22 protein-coding genes and 1 pseudogene are annotated in these 20,576 nt (G+C 37.5%); 14 read left to right on the top strand and 9 right to left on the bottom strand.

The genetic code is table 11. The features are described 5' to 3' along the window. Positions 1-984, bottom strand: a pseudogene (locus tag AN490_RS02720) (hypothetical protein); the annotation flags it as partial. A 273-nt stretch (positions 985-1,257) separates the two neighbouring features. Further along, a complete protein-coding gene (locus AN490_RS02715; RefSeq protein WP_299999699.1) occupies positions 1,258-2,154 on the bottom strand; it encodes a hypothetical protein in 897 nt (298 codons plus the stop codon). Positions 2,155-2,363: 209 nt separating this feature from the next. Between AN490_RS02715 and AN490_RS02710 the strand changes: the two genes are divergently transcribed. From AN490_RS02710 to AN490_RS02700, 3 genes are all read left to right on the top strand, one after another. Then, a complete protein-coding gene (locus AN490_RS02710; RefSeq protein ID WP_213710945.1) occupies positions 2,364-2,555 on the top strand; it encodes a hypothetical protein in 192 nt (63 codons plus the stop codon). 88 nt (positions 2,556-2,643) lie between these two features. After that, positions 2,644-3,732, top strand: coding sequence for an AI-2E family transporter (locus tag AN490_RS02705; RefSeq protein WP_271823936.1), 1,089 nt, complete (start codon positions 2,644-2,646; stop codon positions 3,730-3,732). Between the two features lie 348 nt (positions 3,733-4,080). Continuing rightward, complete coding sequence (locus AN490_RS02700; protein WP_299999693.1) at positions 4,081-4,449, top strand: 2TM domain-containing protein; 369 nt, start codon at positions 4,081-4,083, stop codon at positions 4,447-4,449. Between the two features lie 86 nt (positions 4,450-4,535). Here the strand turns inward: AN490_RS02700 and AN490_RS02695 are convergent, their stop codons facing one another. The 6 genes from AN490_RS02695 to AN490_RS02670 form a co-directional block, all read right to left on the bottom strand. Then, positions 4,536-6,140 carry an NAD(P)H-quinone oxidoreductase subunit 4 gene (locus AN490_RS02695; protein ID WP_213800224.1) on the bottom strand — a complete coding sequence of 535 codons (1,605 nt, stop codon included), beginning with the start codon at positions 6,138-6,140 and terminating at the stop codon, positions 4,536-4,538. Positions 6,141-6,398: 258 nt separating this feature from the next. Further along, positions 6,399-6,908, bottom strand: coding sequence for a hypothetical protein (locus AN490_RS02690; RefSeq protein ID WP_299999765.1), 510 nt, complete (start codon positions 6,906-6,908; stop codon positions 6,399-6,401). A gap of 41 nt (positions 6,909-6,949) precedes the next feature. After that, positions 6,950-7,192, bottom strand: a complete 243-nt coding sequence (locus tag AN490_RS02685) for a hypothetical protein (RefSeq protein ID WP_299999691.1) — start codon at positions 7,190-7,192, stop codon at positions 6,950-6,952. Positions 7,193-7,383: 191 nt separating this feature from the next. Beyond that, positions 7,384-7,833 (bottom strand): DUF29 domain-containing protein, encoded by a 450-nt coding sequence (locus AN490_RS02680; RefSeq protein WP_299999689.1) that lies wholly within the window; start codon positions 7,831-7,833, stop codon positions 7,384-7,386. Positions 7,834-8,058: 225 nt separating this feature from the next. Beyond that, positions 8,059-8,973 (bottom strand): homoserine kinase, encoded by a 915-nt coding sequence (thrB, locus tag AN490_RS02675; RefSeq protein WP_299999687.1) that lies wholly within the window; start codon positions 8,971-8,973, stop codon positions 8,059-8,061. 180 nt (positions 8,974-9,153) lie between these two features. Beyond that, positions 9,154-9,855, bottom strand: a complete 702-nt coding sequence (locus AN490_RS02670; RefSeq protein WP_299999685.1) for a rhomboid family intramembrane serine protease — start codon at positions 9,853-9,855, stop codon at positions 9,154-9,156. 119 nt (positions 9,856-9,974) lie between these two features. Here AN490_RS02670 and AN490_RS02665 point away from each other — a divergent pair, with 119 nt between their 5' ends. The 8 genes from AN490_RS02665 (at position 9,975) to AN490_RS02630 (ending at position 16,763) form a co-directional block, all read left to right on the top strand. Then, positions 9,975-12,044 (top strand): serine/threonine-protein kinase, encoded by a 2,070-nt coding sequence (locus AN490_RS02665; RefSeq protein ID WP_299999683.1) that lies wholly within the window; start codon positions 9,975-9,977, stop codon positions 12,042-12,044. A 127-nt stretch (positions 12,045-12,171) separates the two neighbouring features. Beyond that, positions 12,172-13,285 (top strand): peptide chain release factor 2 gene (prfB, locus tag AN490_RS02660; RefSeq protein WP_271837161.1). Its coding sequence is split into 2 segments (ribosomal slippage): positions 12,172-12,243 and positions 12,245-13,285, totalling 1,113 coding nucleotides; the frame shifts between segments, so codons are not numbered across the junction. 151 nt (positions 13,286-13,436) lie between these two features. Next, complete coding sequence (locus tag AN490_RS02655) at positions 13,437-13,592, top strand: DUF3285 domain-containing protein (protein ID WP_148764645.1); 156 nt, start codon at positions 13,437-13,439, stop codon at positions 13,590-13,592. Positions 13,593-13,605: 13 nt separating this feature from the next. After that, positions 13,606-14,106 (top strand): rRNA maturation RNase YbeY, encoded by a 501-nt coding sequence (gene ybeY, locus AN490_RS02650; protein ID WP_299999681.1) that lies wholly within the window; start codon positions 13,606-13,608, stop codon positions 14,104-14,106. Between the two features lie 291 nt (positions 14,107-14,397). Next, complete coding sequence (locus AN490_RS02645; protein WP_299999680.1) at positions 14,398-14,784, top strand: four helix bundle protein; 387 nt, start codon at positions 14,398-14,400, stop codon at positions 14,782-14,784. A gap of 81 nt (positions 14,785-14,865) precedes the next feature. Beyond that, positions 14,866-15,321 (top strand): diacylglycerol kinase family protein, encoded by a 456-nt coding sequence (locus tag AN490_RS02640; protein WP_299999679.1) that lies wholly within the window; start codon positions 14,866-14,868, stop codon positions 15,319-15,321. Positions 15,322-15,395: 74 nt separating this feature from the next. Then, the gene (locus AN490_RS02635) at positions 15,396-15,983 is read left to right on the top strand and encodes an aminodeoxychorismate/anthranilate synthase component II (RefSeq protein WP_015079091.1); all 588 of its coding nucleotides are present in this window, start codon (positions 15,396-15,398) and stop codon (positions 15,981-15,983) included. A gap of 12 nt (positions 15,984-15,995) precedes the next feature. Beyond that, on the top strand, positions 15,996-16,763 hold the full coding sequence (locus AN490_RS02630; RefSeq protein WP_213710959.1) for an MBL fold metallo-hydrolase: 768 nt from the start codon (positions 15,996-15,998) through the stop codon (positions 16,761-16,763). Positions 16,764-16,884: 121 nt separating this feature from the next. Here the strand turns inward: AN490_RS02630 and AN490_RS02625 are convergent, their stop codons facing one another. Next, positions 16,885-18,123 carry a VCBS repeat-containing protein gene (locus AN490_RS02625; protein ID WP_299999677.1) on the bottom strand — a complete coding sequence of 413 codons (1,239 nt, stop codon included), beginning with the start codon at positions 18,121-18,123 and terminating at the stop codon, positions 16,885-16,887. Positions 18,124-18,498: 375 nt separating this feature from the next. Between AN490_RS02625 and AN490_RS02620 the strand changes: the two genes are divergently transcribed. Genes AN490_RS02620 through AN490_RS02610 form a run of 3 tightly spaced genes read left to right on the top strand, consistent with a single transcriptional unit; the run spans position 18,499 to position 20,463 of the window. After that, a complete protein-coding gene (locus AN490_RS02620; RefSeq protein WP_299999676.1) occupies positions 18,499-19,806 on the top strand; it encodes an aminopeptidase P N-terminal domain-containing protein in 1,308 nt (435 codons plus the stop codon). Between the two features lie 47 nt (positions 19,807-19,853). Beyond that, positions 19,854-20,144: a nucleotidyltransferase family protein gene (locus AN490_RS02615; protein ID WP_299999675.1), complete on the top strand. Its 291-nt coding sequence runs from the start codon at positions 19,854-19,856 to the stop codon at positions 20,142-20,144. Then, entirely contained in the window at positions 20,134-20,463 is a 330-nt protein-coding gene (locus AN490_RS02610; RefSeq protein ID WP_299999674.1) for a DUF86 domain-containing protein, read from the top strand. The genes AN490_RS02615 and AN490_RS02610 overlap by 11 nt, the downstream gene beginning before the upstream one ends. Positions 20,464-20,576: the final 113 nt, after the last annotated feature.

Raw genomic sequence — 20,576 nt, 5'->3', positions numbered from 1 at the left:
TTCCTCCCCAGTCTCTAAATTCCACACCTTCACAGTATTGTCATCAGAACCAGAAATCACTCGTGTTCCGTCTGCTGTCACTGCTACTGCTCGTACCCAATCACTATGACCTGTGAGGGTGAACTGTTCCTCCCCCGTCTCTAAATTCCACACCTTCACAGTATTGTCAGATGAACCAGAAATCACCCGTGTTCCGTCTACTGTCACTGCTACTGCTCGTACAAAATTACTATGACCTGTGAGGTTGCGGAGTAACCTTCCTCCTGCTTGGGTAAGACTACGGGTCAGGGGACGCAACCACGGGTGAGGGTGAGTTTGTTGTGCTTGGGTTAATAGGGTTTGAATTTCTGGGGTGTTGATGGTTTGTAACCTTCCCCATAATTGACTCGGTAATTGTTGTTGATCCTGGGTGACAATATGTGCTGACAGTAGCAATGCACTTTGAATATATTTTAAGGTTTTGCTTTGGTCTGGGTGGGTTGCGGTTTGGGTAGCATCTAATAAATCATAATCTTCAATTAATGCTTGGATACCAAATTCAGGATGATTGATTTTGGCGGTTATGAATTGATAATCTGTGAGGGTTTGGAAATATTTGGTTAAATTTTCAGGTTTACCAGAATTAACAAAGTGATAAGGCTTTCTCAAATAAATTTGAGCTTCATCATTCATTTTCATCCGTTTCCAATGTTCTACATAATAGTCTTGCAAACCTTGAGGTAATTGGGTTAAATTCAAATCATTATATTTACCCTCTGCGATAGCTGGTAAAACATAGCGCAGGTACATAAAATTATTTTCGCTCTTGGTTGCTAATTCATTTACAAAAGCGTCAGGAGTGATATTTTTGTTTTTTATCCAAGTTTGTAATCCGTCTTTGAGTTCTGGATCATCGTTTAAACAGAAACGAATATACTCTTGAATATCATGCTGATTTTCTTGATCATATTGACTATCAGTTAAATCTAAAGATTCTTTTTTCAATCCTTCAATATAGAGTCGTTCTTTAGTTGGTTCATAACTTCGTCTAGTCAGGAAGAAATAAACATTATCTGGTAGAGTTTTTGGTAAATGTAAAATATTTTCTGCTCCTGGTTCTTGGTTTACTTCATCTAACGCATCAACGACAATGATTAATTTTTCATTGGTGGTTAGTTTTTCAGTAGCTTTTACCAGTAATGTTGATAAATCATCCTGGCTCTACCGCTCCCTTTATGATATTTTCGGTAAAATATCCCTGAAACCCCTACTCGCTTATTAATTTAGATTAAACCCATGTACACCAATGGTTTTGGATATATTAAAAGGATGTTTGATCATAAGGGGAACGGTAGAACCATCATCCTTGTCAACATTTGTTAATTGATAGCGGTTAATGAGTTGTTGACGAATGCTTTCCAGAAATAATTCAGGACTATTACGATTTTCTTGTAAGTTGTTGAAATAACAAATTGTCTTATGTTCAAAAACGTATTTTGCAGTGATGGTACTTTTGCCCATTCCCGCATCACCAATAACTGTAAAATAACCTTTTTTATTGGTGTTGATGAAGTTTTTAAAGGCAGCAAATACAAATTTGCGACCGCAGAAGGATTTGATTTTTTCTGTAATTAATGATTGAAATTCTTGTGGATAGTCATATCTTTGACTCGATTCTTGATCACGTAAAGCTTCCGCAGGTGTCCTCGTGCGTTTAGCTACGCTGACAAAAACTTGATAAAATTCTTCAAATTCTTGACGAATGTTAATATTTTCTAATTCTCTTATTTCATCTCCCAAAGTATTCCAATCTAGAAAATGTTCTATTTCTGGAGTAAAAATCAAGGGATGATCGGCATTAAAATCTTTCCAGAAAGCTTTTTGAATTTCTTTTTCTCTAAAAAGTTTCAGTAATGGCTCAGGCTTATATACTCCATATTCTATTAAAGCATAGATATAAACGCTAATGGTATCATTTGGCGGTTGTATCGGATCAAGCCCTAATTGCTGTTTAATTCTAATTACAGTTTCACTCCGTTGTGCTGGATTGATAGCCAGGGTAGCAGTTGCAGGAGCAATTTTAGCGATCGCACTAATTACTGAATTTATTTCCATTTTAGCGATAATATGATAGAAATTCACACTATATTCTACCCTAACGGTAGATGGCAACATTTAGCTAACACAATATTTATTATTTTTATCTCATTCCCAGTCTCTGACTGGGAATGAGATAAGGCTCTGCCTTCAATGAGATAAGATGGAGGCAGAGCCTCATCAACTGCATTCCTAGTCAGAGACTAGGAACGAGATAACGAGATAAATTGGACAGTAACGTTTAAATTAGTATATACCCTATAAAATTATGTGTTCCCCGCACTGTTATGGAAAATCAATTGGGATTTTTGCTGAAGCTGCTATTATTTTCGACTTTGCTATCGGTATTAATTAAATATGCTGCTCCGTTTTTAGGGATTCCAGCAACGGTGACAAATGTGTTAATTATGGTTTTGTTACCAACTATAATTATGGCAACTGTTCTCCTGTGGCGAATACCAAGACAAAAGCAAAATTAACAGAAAAAATATAGTCAGTGTTGCTAAAATCAGCTAATCTAACTGCATTGTCATCAAAAAGCATTTTACCAAGCTGGGAGTCTTGCTTGTGAATCTTGGTCATTGGATAGGCTTAATTGCTTTAGTTATCTCCTTATATATATTGTGGCAACTTAGGGACGTTTTGCTGCTAATATTTGCTGCTGTTGTGTTAGCGACGACTTTAAATCGTCTCGCGCGACGCTTTCAAAGTTTAGGAATAAAACGAGGATTATCAGTTTTATTAGCTGTAGGGATTTTCTTTGCGGGTGTTGTCTGTTTTTTCTGGTTAATTGTCCCCCCTTTTGTCCAGCAATTTCATGAACTCACTTATCGAGTTCCCCAAGGATTTGGGCGGTTTAATAGTTGGATTGATGTCCAAAGAACTCATATTCCTGAACAATTATTACCCTATATACCGGATCTTAATAGTTTAATTGCACAAGCACAACCGCTATTTAATCGCTTATTAGGTAATTCTTTTGCTTTTGTTTCTGGATCTTTAGAAGTTGTTCTCAAAATTTTATTAGTCCTGGTTTTAACAGGAATGTTTTTAGTTAATCCTGATGCTTATCAAAAAGTATTTGTTCGCATATTTCCCTCTTTTTATCGGCGACGGGTGGTGGGAATTTTAGAACAGTGCGAAGTGTCTTTAGAAGGATGGGTGACTGGTGCTTCTATTGGAGTTTTTGTAGTTGGGTTGATGAGTTTGGTGGGTTTATCAATCTTAGGGGTGAAGGCTGCATTGGCTTTGGGTGTGTTAGCCGGATTTATGAATTTAATTCCTAATTTGGGTCCGACTATGAGTGTAGTACCGGCAATGGCGATCGCTCTTTTGGATAATCCCTGGAAAGCTGTTGCTGTTTTTGTTCTCTACTTTTTTATTCAACAGGCTGAGAGCAATTTTATCACACCTGTAGTCATGGCACATCAAGTATCTTTACTACCAGCAGTTACTTTAATTTCTCAGTTATTTTTTGTGACATTTTTTGGATTTTTAGGATTATTTTTAGCACTTCCTTTAACGGTTGTTGTCAGAATTTGGGTGCAAGAAATATTGGTTAAAGACGTGTTAGATAAATGGGGTAATTATGCAGAAGATAATACTGAATTAGTGATAGTGGAGAAGTATTCAGATATCAATGATGAAGTGGAATAGTTTAGGAGTGTACTTTTGTATAAATAAATTCATAAATACATTTACTTCTGATCAGATTTTCAATTTTTGAATATTTTATACTTATTAAAAGTATAAATAAAATTATAATTGTAGTATTATAAACTTCATTTTTTCTCAGAAATAGAAGAAAAAACACTATCTAAGGAATGATTTATTTTTTAATTTTAATTTCATCTATATTTGTGCTGTTAATTACGACATCAATTATTTTTCAGATATAAAATGTGTTTCTACGCAATTCGTAGGCACATATATTTTTAATGATTGTGTAGCTACCGTTTCAAAAGTAACTCTCAAAAGTATTTTTTACCATTTTAGGTATTGATAATGACTTACAACTCAGAGGAAATGCAGCAGATTCTTGAAGTAGCTTTTAGACGAAAGCAACAGGGAGAATATACAAGAGAACAAATTATAGAAATAGCCTCAGAATTAGGTGTTTCTTCAGAGTCGCTACAAGCTGCGGAACAAGAATGGTTAAAAAATAATATAGAAGTGAAACAAGAGCAAATGTCTAATAGTCAACAACGGAAAGGATTCAAATCACACCTATTTGCTTTTATGGCAATTAATGGTTTTTTGGTGCTGTTAAATCTGGTGGTAAGTCCTGGATATTTTTGGGCAATTTATCCCATATTAGGATGGGGATTAGGTTTATTATTGCATGGAATGAAGGTTTATATTAGTAATACCTAAAAGAGATCCCCGAATTCTTCAAGAAGTCGGGGATCTTATCCCCTTTTAATTTAAGATTTACTACAGCGTCTTTTTGGGCTTGATAATTACTCAACTATATTCACTATTTCAGAATTAGCTAATGTTGGTGCGGTGAAAATTTGCGAGTACAAATTTGTAGGTTGTTGACGAGCAACAACTGGTAAGACTTGACGAGCATGAGCCGCAACTTCCACTGTTTTCACATCATAAGCTTGTGTAATCATCTTAGGATAAAAACCAATACCAATGATGGGAATTAACAAGCAAGCGGTGATAAACAATTCACGAGGCTTAATATCAAGAACTACAGCATCTAAATGTAAGTCTTGATGTTGATTACCGTAGAAAACTTGACGCAACATGGAAAGTAAATAAATGGGTGTCAAAATCACGCCAACTGCTGATAGAAAGATGACTACAATTTTGAAGCTGGAACTGTAAACATCGCTAGTAGCAAAACCTAAGAACACCATCAATTCACCGACAAAACCACTCATACCGGGTAAAGCCAGAGAAGCCATTGAACCTATAGTAAAGAGAGCGAAAGTTCTGGGCATTACTTTAGCTATACCGCCCATTTTATCCATTACTAAGGTGTGGGTACGTTCGTAAGTTACACCAGAAAGGAAGAATAAACTAGCAGCAATTAAACCGTGAGAAACCATTTGTAATACAGCACCGCTAATCCCGATTTCTGTATAAGATGCAATGCCAATTAACACAAACCCCATGTGGGCAATTGAAGAGTAGGCCAAACGGCGTTTGAGATTGGTTTGAGCAAAGGCACAACAAGCGCCGTAAACAATATTAACTACACCTAAAATCGCTAAAACTGGCGCAAAGGTAACATGAGCATCAGTTAACATCTCTACGTTAAAGCGAATTAGGGCATAACCACCCATCTTTAACAAGACACCGGCTAAAATCATTGAACCGGGTGCAGATGCTTCACCATGAGCATCAGGCAACCATGTATGTAACGGGAAAATTGGTAGTTTGACACCGTAAGCGATTAAGAAACCTGCATATAGTGCTAGTTCTAAAGCTTTGGGATATTCTTTCATTCCCAATTCGGTCATGTTGAAGGTGAAGTTATCACCATAGAAAGCCATTGCAAAACCAGCTACCAGTATAAATATAGAGGCTGCGGCGGTATAGATAATAAATTTAGTAGCTGCGTAACGGCGGTTTGCGCCTCCCCAGATGGCAATTAGTAAGTAAACGGGTACTAACTCTACTTCCCACATCAAGAAGAACATTAACAAGTCTTGGGAGAGGAATACACCTAACTGAGCGCTGTACATAATCAACATCAACGCATAAAATAAACGCGGCTTGGTGGTTACTTTCCAAGCCGCGAATACTGCGAGTGTGTTAATGAAGCCCGTTAGAAGTATCAGGGGCATTGATAAACCATCAATGCCTAGCGACCAGTTCAAGCCAAGTTGGGGTATCCAAGGATAGCTTTCTGTCATTTGCAGGGCTGAACTTTGAAAGTCGTAACTCTGCCACAGGGCAAAAATCATGAATGCAAAGTCTAATAGTGCCACTCCCAAGCCGTACCAGCGGACGGTTTTACCCTCTTTATCGGGAATGATGGGAATTGCGAGGGCTGCCACTAAAGGCAGGAAGATTATGGCTGATAACCAAGGAATTTCTATGGCATTCATCACTGTTGACAATATGTTTTTGGTTTTGCTTTTGTTTACATTATATTAAGGAATCGTTACGTCTGTAAACGATTTCTTATGAAGATTTCCAATTTGGAGGACAGATAGTCATAAATACTTACTAAATTATGCCGCGAGTCCATTCTAAATGTAAATTTTTGCAACGTCAACAAAAAAACAGCGACTAATATCGCTGTCTTTAGTTATAATGAACAGCTTGAGGATAAATTAAATTTTTATCAAAGTTATCTCTGTTTCTTAGACAATACGGTTGACAATCATCCACACTTCTCCATCTGATCTTACGAAAGGGACAGAAATGGTCTTAAAGCCTGTGATGAAAGGTTTGTAGTAAACTTGCCAATACATGGGACTAAGTTCATCGGCGCAGGTTTTTAGCAGTTTAATTTCTTTAGCTAGTTCTAATGCTAGTTCGTTAACTCGTTCGGCATGAATTTGAGCGATTTTTTTGGCTTCTTCTAGCTGTTCTTGTTGTTGGGATATGCGAATAGACATAGGTAAATATCTATTGAGATGGGCTTTCTTTTGCTGTATTTGCTTTTCCAGGAAATACATTGCATCATCTATGCCTTTAAGTTCCGCAGACAATTGAACGTTTTCTCTGGCTTGACGACGGTAAGCTTCTACTATGGCTAGGGGTGAATCATTTTCCGGCGTTACATGATGATTTGTCAGTGCAGCGCGTTCTTGTTGGAGTGCTTGAATTTGAGATTGTAGTGCTGCTATTTCTGACTGGATTTTTTCCATATCCATATATATATGATGATTGGGGGTAAGTGAAAAAGCTGTTACTTCTTCTGGGCGATCGCTTGACAATCAAAAGCCTTATCAGTCAATGTCTCAGGTTTTCCAAACAATAAGTAAACTGTAGTGCTTCTAAGGTCTTCTCTGTCAGAGCAATCTTTTACTTTGCCTCTAGGAATTCTGTAAGCTTTTCCTGTCCAATTAGATAGTTCACAGGCTATTCTTCCATCTGGATCTGAATCCATCAAGAAAAGTTTTATTGTTTTTCCATATTTACTTGTATACATAAGATTTACTCGAAAAAGCTAAACAGTTGAATTAAGCGATAAGCGATTCTTACGAAGTGCTGGCACTATTGCATCTAATAATATCACGGTTTTATCCGCTCTAATGATATTTTATACATTAATTACTTGTCAATTAGTTGTGTGTGACAATCGCTTCACACTCCATAGACATCACACAAACAATGACTTAATCAATTAGGTAAATAATGAATATCAAGAACTTCCTCCAAAGAATAAGGACATTCTGCGGGAAAATTTACAGTAAAACCTGTTTTTTCTTGAACATAACCCAAAGCGTCCTCATAAATAGTTGTAAAAATAGAATTCAAATAATTATACAAATTAGATGTTAATCTATCTTTTAACTGTACTCGAAAACTTCTAATTTCTGAACGCCAATGATTTTTATTTCTGTCATATTCTTGTGTCCAAAACTGCAATAATAAAAGATGTCTAATTATTTGTTCTAGTAGGCTTTTAACTTGATGCTTATCTCTTTTTGCCAATGATTCCAACTCCTCAATTAAATTTTCTAAATCTAACTCATCAAAACGACTTTGTTTTAATAATTTAATAGTTTCTAATAACCATAAATGGTCATCTGTTTCATAGATCTGCTGCAAATTAGTAATAACTGTCATAACTTTACCTTTTGTTATTTACAAATTACACATACAATCAATATATATTGTAAGGTGCATCGGACTCGATAATTTAATGTTAATCAACAAAATGAAATGTTTAAAGTAGGGGAACACTTCTGTTCCCTTCCCATGACTTAAGTCACACTACGTTATCACCGATACGTTCTCAACTCAAATAGGATTGCTATAGATGTTTGGTGTTGCTGCATTTGTAATTATCTATTACAAAATAACCGCCCCTTGCCGATCTAGGGTAAGCGATCGCACAACTGAGTTCATACCCATTGCAGCCCAGGCATTTGCCATTGCTGTTTCTACGGATTTGGCATAACTTGTATCAACTAAAGCCAAAAGTGTGGGGCCTGCACCACTAATTACCATGCCATAAGCACCAGCAGCCACAGCAGCCGCATTCACAGTATCATAACCAGGAATTAAAGCTTGGCGATAAGGTTGATGTAATTTATCTTGCAAGGCTGCTATTAACCATTCTTCTCGATTAGTTGCTAAACCGCGCAATAATAAACCCAAATGAGAAATATTGAAAATTGCATCAGCACGACTGACTTCTGTGGGGACAACCTTTCGCGCTTCTGAGGTTGATAACTCAAAATCAGGAATTGCTACAACTGGAACTATATCTCGATGCCAGAGAATATCACAAACTTCCCAACCTTTTTTGCTGGTAGCAGCCAGACGACAACCACCTAACAACGCTGGTACTACATTATCAGGATGTCCTTCCATTGCGATCGCTAATTCCATTACCTGTAACTCAGACAACGGTGAACCAGCCAACTCATTGGCAGCAACTAACCCCCCGACAATAGCAGTCGCAGAACTACCCAAACCTCGCGCTAAAGGTACACCCAAATTAATTTCTATTTTCACCGCTGGTGGTGTTTTTTCTATATATTGGTATAACTTGACAAACGCCTGATATAAAAGATTACTCTCATCAGTTTGTACCTTTGCGGCTTCCGAACCAGAGACTTGAATAATTAACTCACCTGCATCAAGAATAGTAAACTTAAATTCGTTATACAGCTTTAAAGCTGCACCTATACAATCAAACCCTGGTCCCAAATTCGCCGTCGTCGCGGGAACTTTAACAGTAATGCTAGAAACTACAGACATTGAAGTTAATTTAAAATTCCAATATGAACTACCCCATTTTACTTCCTTATACCAAATTAAGATATGGAATAAGATATCAAGAATTATTAAACGCAGATGAACGCAAATAAACGCAGATAAATTCGGATGAATTGATGGATTTGATGATTCTGTGCAGCTTCACATAAAAATCACAATAACCTAAAGTCTTTGTCTAATTTTCATAAAAGCCGCACCCGTCACTAAAGCCGCAAATTGTCCCCAATAACTCACACTAGAGAAGGAACTACCACCCGTCATATTTAAACTCCCTATGCCATAAAATGACTGCTGGATAAACCACCAAAATAAATATAAAATAGCTGGAACTTCCACAGGGATATACAAAACCAATAAAGTCAAAACCGAATATATTTTTGCCTGGGGAAACTTGATCAGATATGCACCTAAAATAGATGCAATAGCTCCATTAGCACCGATAATTGGTATTGTTAAATCGGAGGATAAAATAATTTGAACTATGCCACAAAAAAAGCCAGCAGTTAAATAAAGTAGTAAATACTGTTTATTTCCTAAAATACTTTCTACCGTTTTCCCAAATACCCACAGAAACAGCATATTTCCTAAGATTTGGCTAAAACTGCCATGGAGAAACAGGGATACAGGTAAAGAAAGTAGCCGCCAAAATACAATTACCCAAGCCGCAGAATTGTAAAAAAAAGCGTTAGCAATTGAGATATTTATTTGAGATGGAATAATTCCCCAATTATTAATTAAATTTCCTAATTCATTACTCCACTCTAATTTTATTTCCCAGAGAAATATGACTACATTAATCCCAATTAACCAATAATTAATAATAGGCTTTTGCCAACTGCGAATATTATCATCTATAGGAATCATCTTGATTTTAACATTTGAATTACTAATTTTTAACTACTAATTAATATTTTTTCCCATCTCCTCATTTTTGTGTGGCAAGATTATCATAATGTAACACAATATTCAAATAGGCTCAGGAAATGCTAGGAAACACCCTTGTAGGCAGATACCAAATCACCAATTACCTGGGAGGTGGCGGATTTGGTGAAACTTATGTTGCTAATGATACTCAATTACCAGGCTCACCCCAGTGTGTAGTCAAGAAACTCAAACCTCAATCTACTGATATTACCACTTTAGAAATAGCTCGGAGGTTATTTGACACAGAAGCCCAAGTTTTATATAAATTAGGAAATCATGATCGCATTCCGCAACTTTTAGCCTACTTTGAAGAAAATGCCGAATTTTATCTGGTTCAGGAACTAATTATTGGTAATGATCTCAGTCAAGAATTCAAACCTGGTGTCATCTTTACTCAAAATCAGGTAATGTCTTTATTACAAGAAATTTTAGAAATTTTGGATTTTGTCCATCAACAAAAGGTAATTCATCGTGATGTCAATCCTCGGAATATTCTCAGAAGAGAACAAGATAATAAATTAATTTTAATTGATTTTGGTGCAGTCAAACAAATTACGACAAAATTAGTAAATTCTCCAGACATTACCAAATCTACTGTTGCTATTGGTACACCCGGTTATACTCCTGGAGAACAAGCACAAGGAACACCAAAATTTAGCAGTGATATCTATGCTTTGGGAATTATTGCTATTCAAGCTTTAACAGGATTATCACCAGATCAATTAGAGAAAGATGTTGAAACTAATGAAATTATTTGGCAAAATTTCGCCACTGTATCTCCAGAATTTGCCCAATTTTTAAATCAAATGATCTGTTATGATTTTCGCCAACGTTATGCTTCAGCAACAATAGCATTACAAGCTTTGCAAGAATTAAATAAAAATACATCGGGAACAATAATTATTTCCCCTGCTACTTTACCAAATCAAGTGAAAAATCCCAATACTAAAAAAGGAATATTTTGGAAGTTGCTATTAGGAATATTTGTTTTAAGTATTGGTAGTTTCGGGGCAATATTTATGCTCAATCGCCTTAATAGTAAAAACGCTCTAGAATTATATAATCAGGGTAATACTCTCATTCAATTACAACGCTATGAAGAAGCTTTAGCAACTTACGAAAAAGCCATAGATATCAAACCTGATTATCCTCAAGCTTTATATGGACAAGGTAAAGCATTATTTCAATTAAAGAAATATCAAGAATCTTTAATAGCTTATGATCAAGCCATTCAAATTCAACCCAATTATTTAGAAGCTTGGACTAATCGAGGTTTTGTTTTAGTCAGACTCAAACGTTATTCAGAAGCAATTGCCACTGTAGATAAAGCTTTACAACTAAAAAATGATGAACCCCAAGTTTGGCAACTTAAAGGTGATATTCTTATAAAAATTAGCCAATATAATGATGCAATTAAAGCTTATGAACAAGCAATTAATTTCCAAGCTGATAATCCTGAATTATGGTACAAAAAAGGATTAGCATTCCAAAATCTTAAACAATATGAAGAAGCAATTACAGCTTACAAAAAAACTGTAGAATTAAAACCTGATCATGAATCAGCTTGGTACAATTTAGGTAATTGCTTGGTTAATTTAAATCGTTATGAATTTGCTTTACAAGCTTATGATCAAGCCGTGCAGTATAATCAAAATAACTCCGCAGCTTGGTTATCAAGAAGTAATATATTAATGACATTACGTAGATACCCAGAAGCAATTGATTCCTTTACCCAAGTAATTAAAACCAATCCTCAACAATATCAAGCTTGGTATAATCGAGGTTGGGCATTACATCAAGTTAAACGCTATGGAGAAGCAATAGAATCTTACAAAAAAGCTATTAGTTTAAAAAGCAATGATTATTTAGTATGGTATAATTTAGGGAATACACAATATAACTTACAAAAATATCAAGAAGCGATCGCATCCTATAATAAAGCTATTCGCTATAAACCCAATCATTATGAAAGTTGGTACAGTAAAGGTAACGCTTGGTTAAATTTGCAACAATACCAACAAGCGATCGCCTCCTACGACAAAGCCATAGAATATAAACCAGACTACCAACAAGCCATACAAGCTCGCACAAAAGCCCAAAATACTCCAAAATTCCCCATCAACTTCTGATCCCTGATTTCGGATAAAATGATTCCATTCCGAAAACTCCTTCTCTTTGCCCCTCTGCGCCTCTGCGTGTTAGCGAAGCGGGGCGAAGCCTGAAAAAAATTATCTTAATTAATCAGCAACACCACTTATGGACGTATTAGAACTAAAACGCGAAATCGAAACATTGTCTAGCCGCCTGGGTAAAACCCAGGACTATCTTTGACGTACCCGCACTCAAAGCCAAAATTCACGACTTAGAACAAATATCCGCCCAAACAGAATTTTGGGAAGACCAAACCCAGGCACAAAACACCCTGCAAGAACTCAATGATCTAAAATCCCATTTAGATCAATATTACAAATGGCACGCCAACTTAGACGATACCAGAGTAGTAGTTGAGCTATTAGAACTAGAAACCGACACAGCACTATTGCAAGAAGCGGAATCTACCATTAGCAAACTCAATCATGACCTAGACCAATGGGAACTACAACAACTCCTTTCCGGCACTTACGACGATAAAGGCGCAGTCCTGACAATTAACGCCGGTGCTGGTGGCACAGACGCACAAGACTGGGCATTTATGCTCATGCGGATGTATACCCGGTGGGCAGAAGATCATAGTTATAAAGTCACCCTAGCCGAAGAATCAAAAGGTGAAGAAGCGGGAATCAAATCAGTCACCCTAGAAATCACCGGACGCTATGCCTATGGTTACTTGCGTTCCGAAATGGGGACTCACCGTCTCGTGAGAATTTCCCCCTTCAACGCTAACGGCAAACGGCAAACCAGCTTTGCGGGAATCGAAGTCATGCCGCAAATAGATAACACCGTCAAATTAGACATACCAGAGAAAGATTTAGACATTAGCACCACCCGTTCTGGCGGTAAAGGTGGGCAAAACGTCAACAAAGTAGAAACCGCAGTCCGCATAGTTCACCTTCCCACCGGTCTAGCAGTCCGGTGTACAGAAGAACGTTCCCAACTGCAAAACAAAGAAAAAGCGCTCGCCCGTCTCAAAGCCAAACTATTAATCATTGCCAAAGAACAACGCGCCCAAGAAATTGCCGAAATTCGCGGTGATATGGTCGAAGCTTCCTGGGGTAATCAAATCCGTAACTATGTATTTCACCCTTACCAAATGGTGAAAGACCTGCGGACAAACATCGAAACCACAGCCATTACCGATGTCATGAATGGAGAACTTGATATGTTCATTCAGGCTTATCTCAGACAAGAAAACCAGATAGTTGACGCATAATCAAAAATGAAGGGAGAAATTTTCTCCTTTCTTCCTTTGCGTCTTTGCTCCTTTGCGTCTTTGCGTCTTTGCGCGAAACAAAATTAAGAAGTGTAACTCCCATTCCTCCACAATCGGTTACAGTGATAAAAGAATTGATGATCAATTAATTATGGACAAAACCCCAGATTCAGAACCCCAACCTAGCTACGTCAAACTTGCCATGCGAAACATGGTCAGAAAAGGCGGCACTTCCCTCAAACACTTTGCGCTAACTGCTGTAGGACTATTATCTGTCCTCGTGGGTTTAGCATATCTTACCCGCTAAGAGAGGAAAACTCGTGTCTCTACAGGTAGAGTTATATTTAGAAAATTGCGTTGATGACTCTTCCCCAATTCCTTCCGCAACTTGGGAAAATTGGTTTCAGCAATGGTTGGAAATTCTTGAAGATTATTTACCAACTGCACCTAGTTACGAAGTCAGTTTGCGGTTGACAACCGATACAGAAATTCAAACTCTCAATTCCCAATATCGTCAACAGGATAAACCCACAGATGTCTTAGCCTTTGCATCTCTAGAAGCCGATTTACCACAAAGCGAAGAAATGCTGGTTTCTATGCCTGTGTATTTAGGTGATATAATTGTCTCTATAGACACGGCACAACGTCAGGCAGAACAGCAGGAACATAGCTTATCTACAGAGTTGGCTTGGTTAACGGCGCATGGTTTACTACACTTGTTAGGTTGGGATCATCCTGACGAAGAGAGTTTGATGGAAATGTTAACCGAACAAGTTGTATTACTGAAGAAAATAGGTATTATTATTAACTTAGAGTCGTAAATGTATGGTGACAATTGCGAATTTTGGTAATAACTTTATAGTTGAGATATTTAAAATAGCCTATAATGCCCTCACAGTTGATCTAGGTGGGGGAGGTAGAGGGAGTAGGGGAGGTAGAGGGAGTAGGGGAGGTAGAGGGAGTAGGGAAGGTAGAGGGAGTAGGGGAGGTAGAGGGAGTAGGGGAGGTAGAGGGAGTAGGGGAGGTAGAGGGAGTAGGGAGTGAAGAGTAAAAGAGTAAAGGAGGTGAGAAAGAAGATGATTGGTAACTTAGACGAATCAAACTCAATATCAATGGTTAAATTTCATAGAGATTTGGGAATTTATCAAATTGCTTTTGAAGCAGCAATGAAAATTTTTGAGTTATCAAAAAGATTTCCTGTTGAAGAAAGATATTCTCTAACAGATCAAATTCGTCGTTCTTCTCGTTCTGTTTGTGCGAATATGGCAGAAGCTTGGCGGAAACGTCGTTATGAGGCTGCTTTTGTTGCTAAATTAAATGATTGTGAGGCTGAATCTGCTGAAACTCAAACATGGATAGAATTTACAGTTAAGTGTAATTATTTAGATATTGAAACAGGACGTAAACTTTATGGTAATTATAATCAAGTTTTATCTGGTTTAGTGACTATGATCAATAACCCATCACGCTGGTTAATGAATCATAAAAACCATAAATAAACACCATAAATATTAATCTTCCCCAACTCCCCCACATCCCCAACTCCCCACATCCCCCACATCCCCTACATTCTTTTGTCTATGTCCCCAAAAGTTTCGTCATCACCAACCAATAATAGCTTACCAACGCTTGTGTCCAAAGATAGGGAACTTTCCTGGCAAATTGCCTCTAATTTATTTGTTAGTTTTAAGTATGCTTGGGCTGGAATTACTTACGCTTTTCAGACTCAACGGAATTTTCGGATTCATGTAGCCGTCTGCGCTTTAGCGATTGGTTTAAGTGTATTTTTGCGGCTGGAAACAGTGAAAGTATCCATAATTGCTGTTACCAGCGGTTTAGTTTTAACCTTAGAGTTAGTCAATACTGCTATTGAGTCAATTGTAGATCTAACGGTAAAACAGTCTTATCATGAGTTGGCAAAAGTTGCTAAAGACTGCGCTGCTGGTGCTGTACTTGTCTCAGCTTTAGTCGCATTATTGGTTGCCTCTACACTAATATTGCCTCCTTTAACAACATTAATTCTGTCTACTTTTTAAATGGTAGATTGTGAATAGTAGAGACGTTTTCAGGGAACATCTTTGATATTTTTAAATGAAATTAGGTAAAAATTGTGATATTAGTCATTGATAATTACGATAGCTTTACGTATAACTTGGTACAATACCTGGGAGAATTAGCAGTAGATTTCCCAGTTGCTAATGACCTGCAAGTGGTGCGAAACGATAAGATTACTATAGATGAGATTAGGACATTAAACCCCGATGCAGTGGTGATTTCCCCTGGTCCTGGTCGTCCAGATGATGCGGGAGTTTCCCTGAATGCGATCGCCCAATTAGGAGATAAACTCCCAATTCTAGGCGTGTGCTTAGGACATCAAAGTATTGGCCAGGTTTTCGGTGGTAAAATTGTTTCCGCCCCAGAATTGATGCACGGAAAAACCTCTTTGGTATCGCACACAGGCATAGGAATTTTTCAAGGTTTAGAAAATCCTTTAACCGCTACCAGATATCATAGTTTAGTTATTGAGCGCGAAACTTGCCCAGAAGTATTGGAAATTACGGCTTGGGTAGAAGATGGCACAATTATGGGCGTGAGACACCGGAACTATCCTCACATTCAAGGAGTCCAATTTCATCCAGAGAGTGTCCTAACTGCTTTGGGTAAGGAATTACTGAGAAATTTTCTGCGAACTTTGTAAAGCGAGTATTTTATGAAACGACGACAATTGATAGGCTATGCTGGGGCGGGTTTAGTGACGGCTGTAGTGACTAATTTGGTTGATCCAGTTCCAGTAAATGCTCAATCTAGTGGTGTATCAATTCAGTGGTTAGGACATACTTGCTTTTTATTAACCAATGGTAATGTCAAAATTCTCATCAATCCCTTTACTACTTTAGGCTGTACAGCTAAATATCGTCCCCCAAAAGTTGCATCAGATTTGGTATTAATTAGTAGTCAATTGTTGGATGAAGGGGCAATAGACAAAATACCAGGAAATCCCAAATTAGTTTATCAGCCCGGTGTCTATGAGTTTCGCGGCGTTAAGTTTCAGGGAATTACCACAGACCATGATCGTAATAGTGGAAAACGATTTGGGAAAAATGTGGCTTGGAAATTGAACCAAGGGGGAATTAATCTGCTGCACTTAGGGGGTTCTGCTGCACCGATTACCCTAGAACAAAAAATCCTCATGGGTCGCCCCGACGTGCTATTTATACCAGTGGGAGGAAGTGCTAAAGCTTATAATCCCGAAGAAGCAAAGCAAACTATTAAAGTCTTAAATCCTAAGTTAGTCATTCCCACCCATTACCGCACTCAAGCCGCTGATGCTAAAGAGTGTGATATTACCCCAGTAGATGATTTTCTGACTTTGATGCAGGGTGTTAATGTTCGCCGGAGTAATAATGATTCTGTAGCGATTAATTCTAAGAGTTTGCCGGAAAATACGGAAATTCAGGTTTTGAGTTATAAGTTTTGATATCAATTCTAACCCGCTACTAAAAAGCGATCGCTATCTTTGATTTCTAGGAAAGCGATCGCTGAATATAAGTTCAGAAAGTCTTAATAAATTGATAATAGACCAATTACCAATTACCAAATCAACCTGTATACCATTCTGGAGTCAGCTTATCTGCATCAGAAACAGGAGTTTCAGTCGCTAAAGTTCCATTCATAGTCCAGATTTTATCTGCGGATGTTTGTTGATCTCTCCAGTAAATATCAGTCTTACCATCACCATTGAAATCACCTAAAGATGCTGTCAAACCAGGAGTATTGCTAGGTAAGAAAGCTTCAGAACTTACCGTTGTACCATCCATCAACCAAGCAGTATTTGCACCACTAGCCGCATTGTGCCAGAAAATGTCAGTTTTACCGTCGCCATTGAAATCGCCGATTTTCGCGCTCCAATCTGTACCCAAAGTGCTAACAACACCTTCAGTCACAAAAACGCCATTCATTGTCCAAATCTTATTCTCACCTGTAGCGGTATTGCGCCATAAAACATCAGTTTTGAAGTCGCCGTTAAAATCACCAAGAGTAGAAGTCCAAGAAGCATCTTGAGCTTGGAGATCATACTTGGTGGCTTCGCTACCATCCATAAACCAAGCAGTATTTGCACCTGTGGTAGGATTGCGCCAGAAGATGTCACTCTTACCATTACCATCAAAATCAACAATGGTTGCAGTCAATCCTGGTGCGGTAGTTTCTAGAACGGTTGCATTAGCTACTTTTGTACCATCCATTTGCCAAATAGCATTTTCACCAGTAGTGGTATTGTTCCAGAAAATGTCAGTTTTGCGATCGCCATTGAAATCGCCAATACTAGCAGTAAAACCTGGATCAACTCGATCTAAAGCCAAGAAACTAGAGACTTTTGCGCCATCCATTAGCACAATTACATTTTCACCAGTTGCTTTATTGCGTAATAAGAAATCAGTCTTATTATCGCTATTAAAATCAGCAGTTTTATAGTCCCAGGTATTTAAGTCATATTTACCCAAAGAAGCTTGTTCTAAAACTTGTGTTCCGTTCATTAGGCGAACTAAAATTTCACCAGTTTGAGCATTTACCCAAAGTTTATCTGTTTTACCATCACCATTAAAATCAGGAACAATGGCTGCACTGGTTAAATAAGGATTAGGATTAGGGTTAGCACTGCCTCCAATGGGGATTTGAGCTAATGGATTGGTTGGTACTAATGGATCGGCTAATGCAGAAACAGAAGAACTTCTACTAATAGGAGTATCAAGAGATGTTGTCAAAGATTCTGATTTTGCAACTGAGTCTGCTGCCCAACTGCTTGTATCTAAAGATAAAGCTGATTTATTCTCAAACATGACTTGTTTTTATTAGTAATTAATATCTATTTTTAATTTGCTTTCTATGAAGATTCTGTAAATGACAAACATTTGCTTAATTATTTTGATTTAATGTCATTATTTATAGACATTTTAATAATGTTCATCAACACTAACTTTTAATTTTTAAAGTAATATCTAAACAATCAAAAAATATTTTATATTCTGTTTATCAATGTCATCATTTAAAAATGAAATCCTGTTTTCTTGACAATCTCATCCCTAAAAGTCCTCATGGATTGTCAAGGAAATTAAAAATTGGTTAAAATAACTAAAATTAGCAATTTTTCTGATAACATTTATCAGTAGTCTATAATTGTTAAAGCCAAAAACAACACTATCAATAAATCAACTATGCAAACAGAATATCGGCAACGTCGTGAGAAGTTAATGGCGAAAATAGGCAGTGGTACAGCGATTTTTAGAAGTGCGCCGACCGCAGTAATGCACAACGATGTCGAGTATATTTATCGTCAAGATAGTGATTTCTCTTACTTAACTGGCTTTAATGAAGCCCAAGCAGTCGCAGTATTAGCACCACATCACCCAGAACATCGGTTTATCTTATTTGTCCAACCCAAAGACCGAGAAAAGGAAGTTTGGAGTGGTTATCGTTGTGGAATAGACGCAGCTAAGGAATTTTATGGTGCAGATGTAGCTTACCCCATTGCGGAGTTAGATGAAAAGTTACCCCAATATTTAGAAAAAGCCAATTGTATCTATTATCATTTAGGACGCGATCGCAATTTCAACGACAAAATTCTCCAACATTATCAAAACTTACTGCGAACCTATCCCAAACGCGGTACAGGACCAACTTCTATCACAGATCCTGGTACTGTCCTCAACAATATGAGGCTATATAAAAGTAAAACAGAATTAGATTTAATGCGTCAAGCTGTAGAAATTGCCGTAGAAGCTCATAATTATGCTTTGCAAACCACCGCACCAGGACGTTATGAATATGAAATCCAAGCCGAAATAGAACATATTTTCCGGTTACGAGGGGGAATGGGGCCAGCTTATCCTTCCATTGTCGCATCAGGTAAGAATGCTTGCGTACTGCATTACATCGAAAATAACTGTCAAATGCAAGCAAATGATTTGCTGTTGATTGATGCTGGTTGCGCTTATGGTTATTACAATTCTGATATTACCCGGACTTTTCCCGTTAGTGGTAAATTCACACCAGAACAAAAAGCATTATATGAAATTGTATTAGCTGCACAAAAACAAGCAATAGCAGAAGTAAAACCGGGCAATTCCTTCCATGCACCTCATAATGCAGCAGTGCGGATATTAACAGAAGGATTAGTCGAACTGGGTTTACTCAAAGGAGAAATTGATAAATTAATCGCAGAGGAAAAATACAAACCCTTTTATATGCACCGCACCAGTCATTGGTTAGGTTTAGATGTCCATGATGTCGGAGTTTATCAACATGGAGAAAACCCCCAAACCTTACAACCTGGCCAAGTGCTAACCATAGAACCAGGACTTTATATAGTCCCCGACACCAAACCCGCAGAAGACCAACCGGAAATTGACCCCCGTTGGGTAGGAATTGGGATTCGCATTGAAGATGATGTATTAGTTACCGCAGATGGAAATGAGGTTTTAACAGCGGGAGTTCCCAAGGAAATCAAGGATTTAGAAAGATAGTAGGAGACTTCCAAATAAAATGGAGAAATAAGGAGAAATACCAAATTATGAACCGTGAAGAAGTGTTACAAATTCTCAGAACACATCAACAAGAATTAAAAGACTTAGGAGTAAGATCCCTTGAATTATTTGGTTCTGTTGCTCGTAATGAAGCTCGTTCTGATAGTGATGTGGATTTATTAGCAGAATTATCCGAATCAATGAGTTTATTTCAGTTTATTGAAGCTAAACTCTATATTCAAGATTTATTAAAATGTCCGGTAGATATGGGAACAAAAGATGCTTTACGCGAACATTTGCGCCAACCAATACTAGAGGATATTGTCTATGTCTTCTAGAAATTGGCTGGTTCGTATTCAGGATATTCTTGACTCCACCTGTACAATTAGGGACTGTACAGCAGGACTGAGTTTTGAAACATTTTGCGAAAATAAGGTTATCGTCAAAGCCGTACTTTATGACTACATGATTATTGGTGAAGCCTCTAAACATATTCCTGAAGATAGAAAGAAACGTTACCCGGAAATTCCTTGGCTATTAATGGGTGATATGCGAAATGTTGTTACCCATGAATATTTTCAGGTTAGGCTCAAATTGATATGGCAAGGAATTAATAATGATATTCCTTTACGAACACCTCAACAAACAGGGAATTAACGTGAAAATTACCCTCCCTAGTTGTAGCGACCTGGAATTATAATTGGCTCGACCTGCAATCATCGCTGTTTCCAACCAGAATTAGTTGCAACTATAAATTGACTTGAACCAGA

The organism is Anabaena sp. AL09, assembly GCF_001672255.1.
GTDB classification, from domain to species: domain Bacteria; phylum Cyanobacteriota; class Cyanobacteriia; order Cyanobacteriales; family Nostocaceae; genus Dolichospermum; species Dolichospermum lemmermannii.
This window is presented reverse-complemented; position numbering and strand designations above follow the sequence as displayed.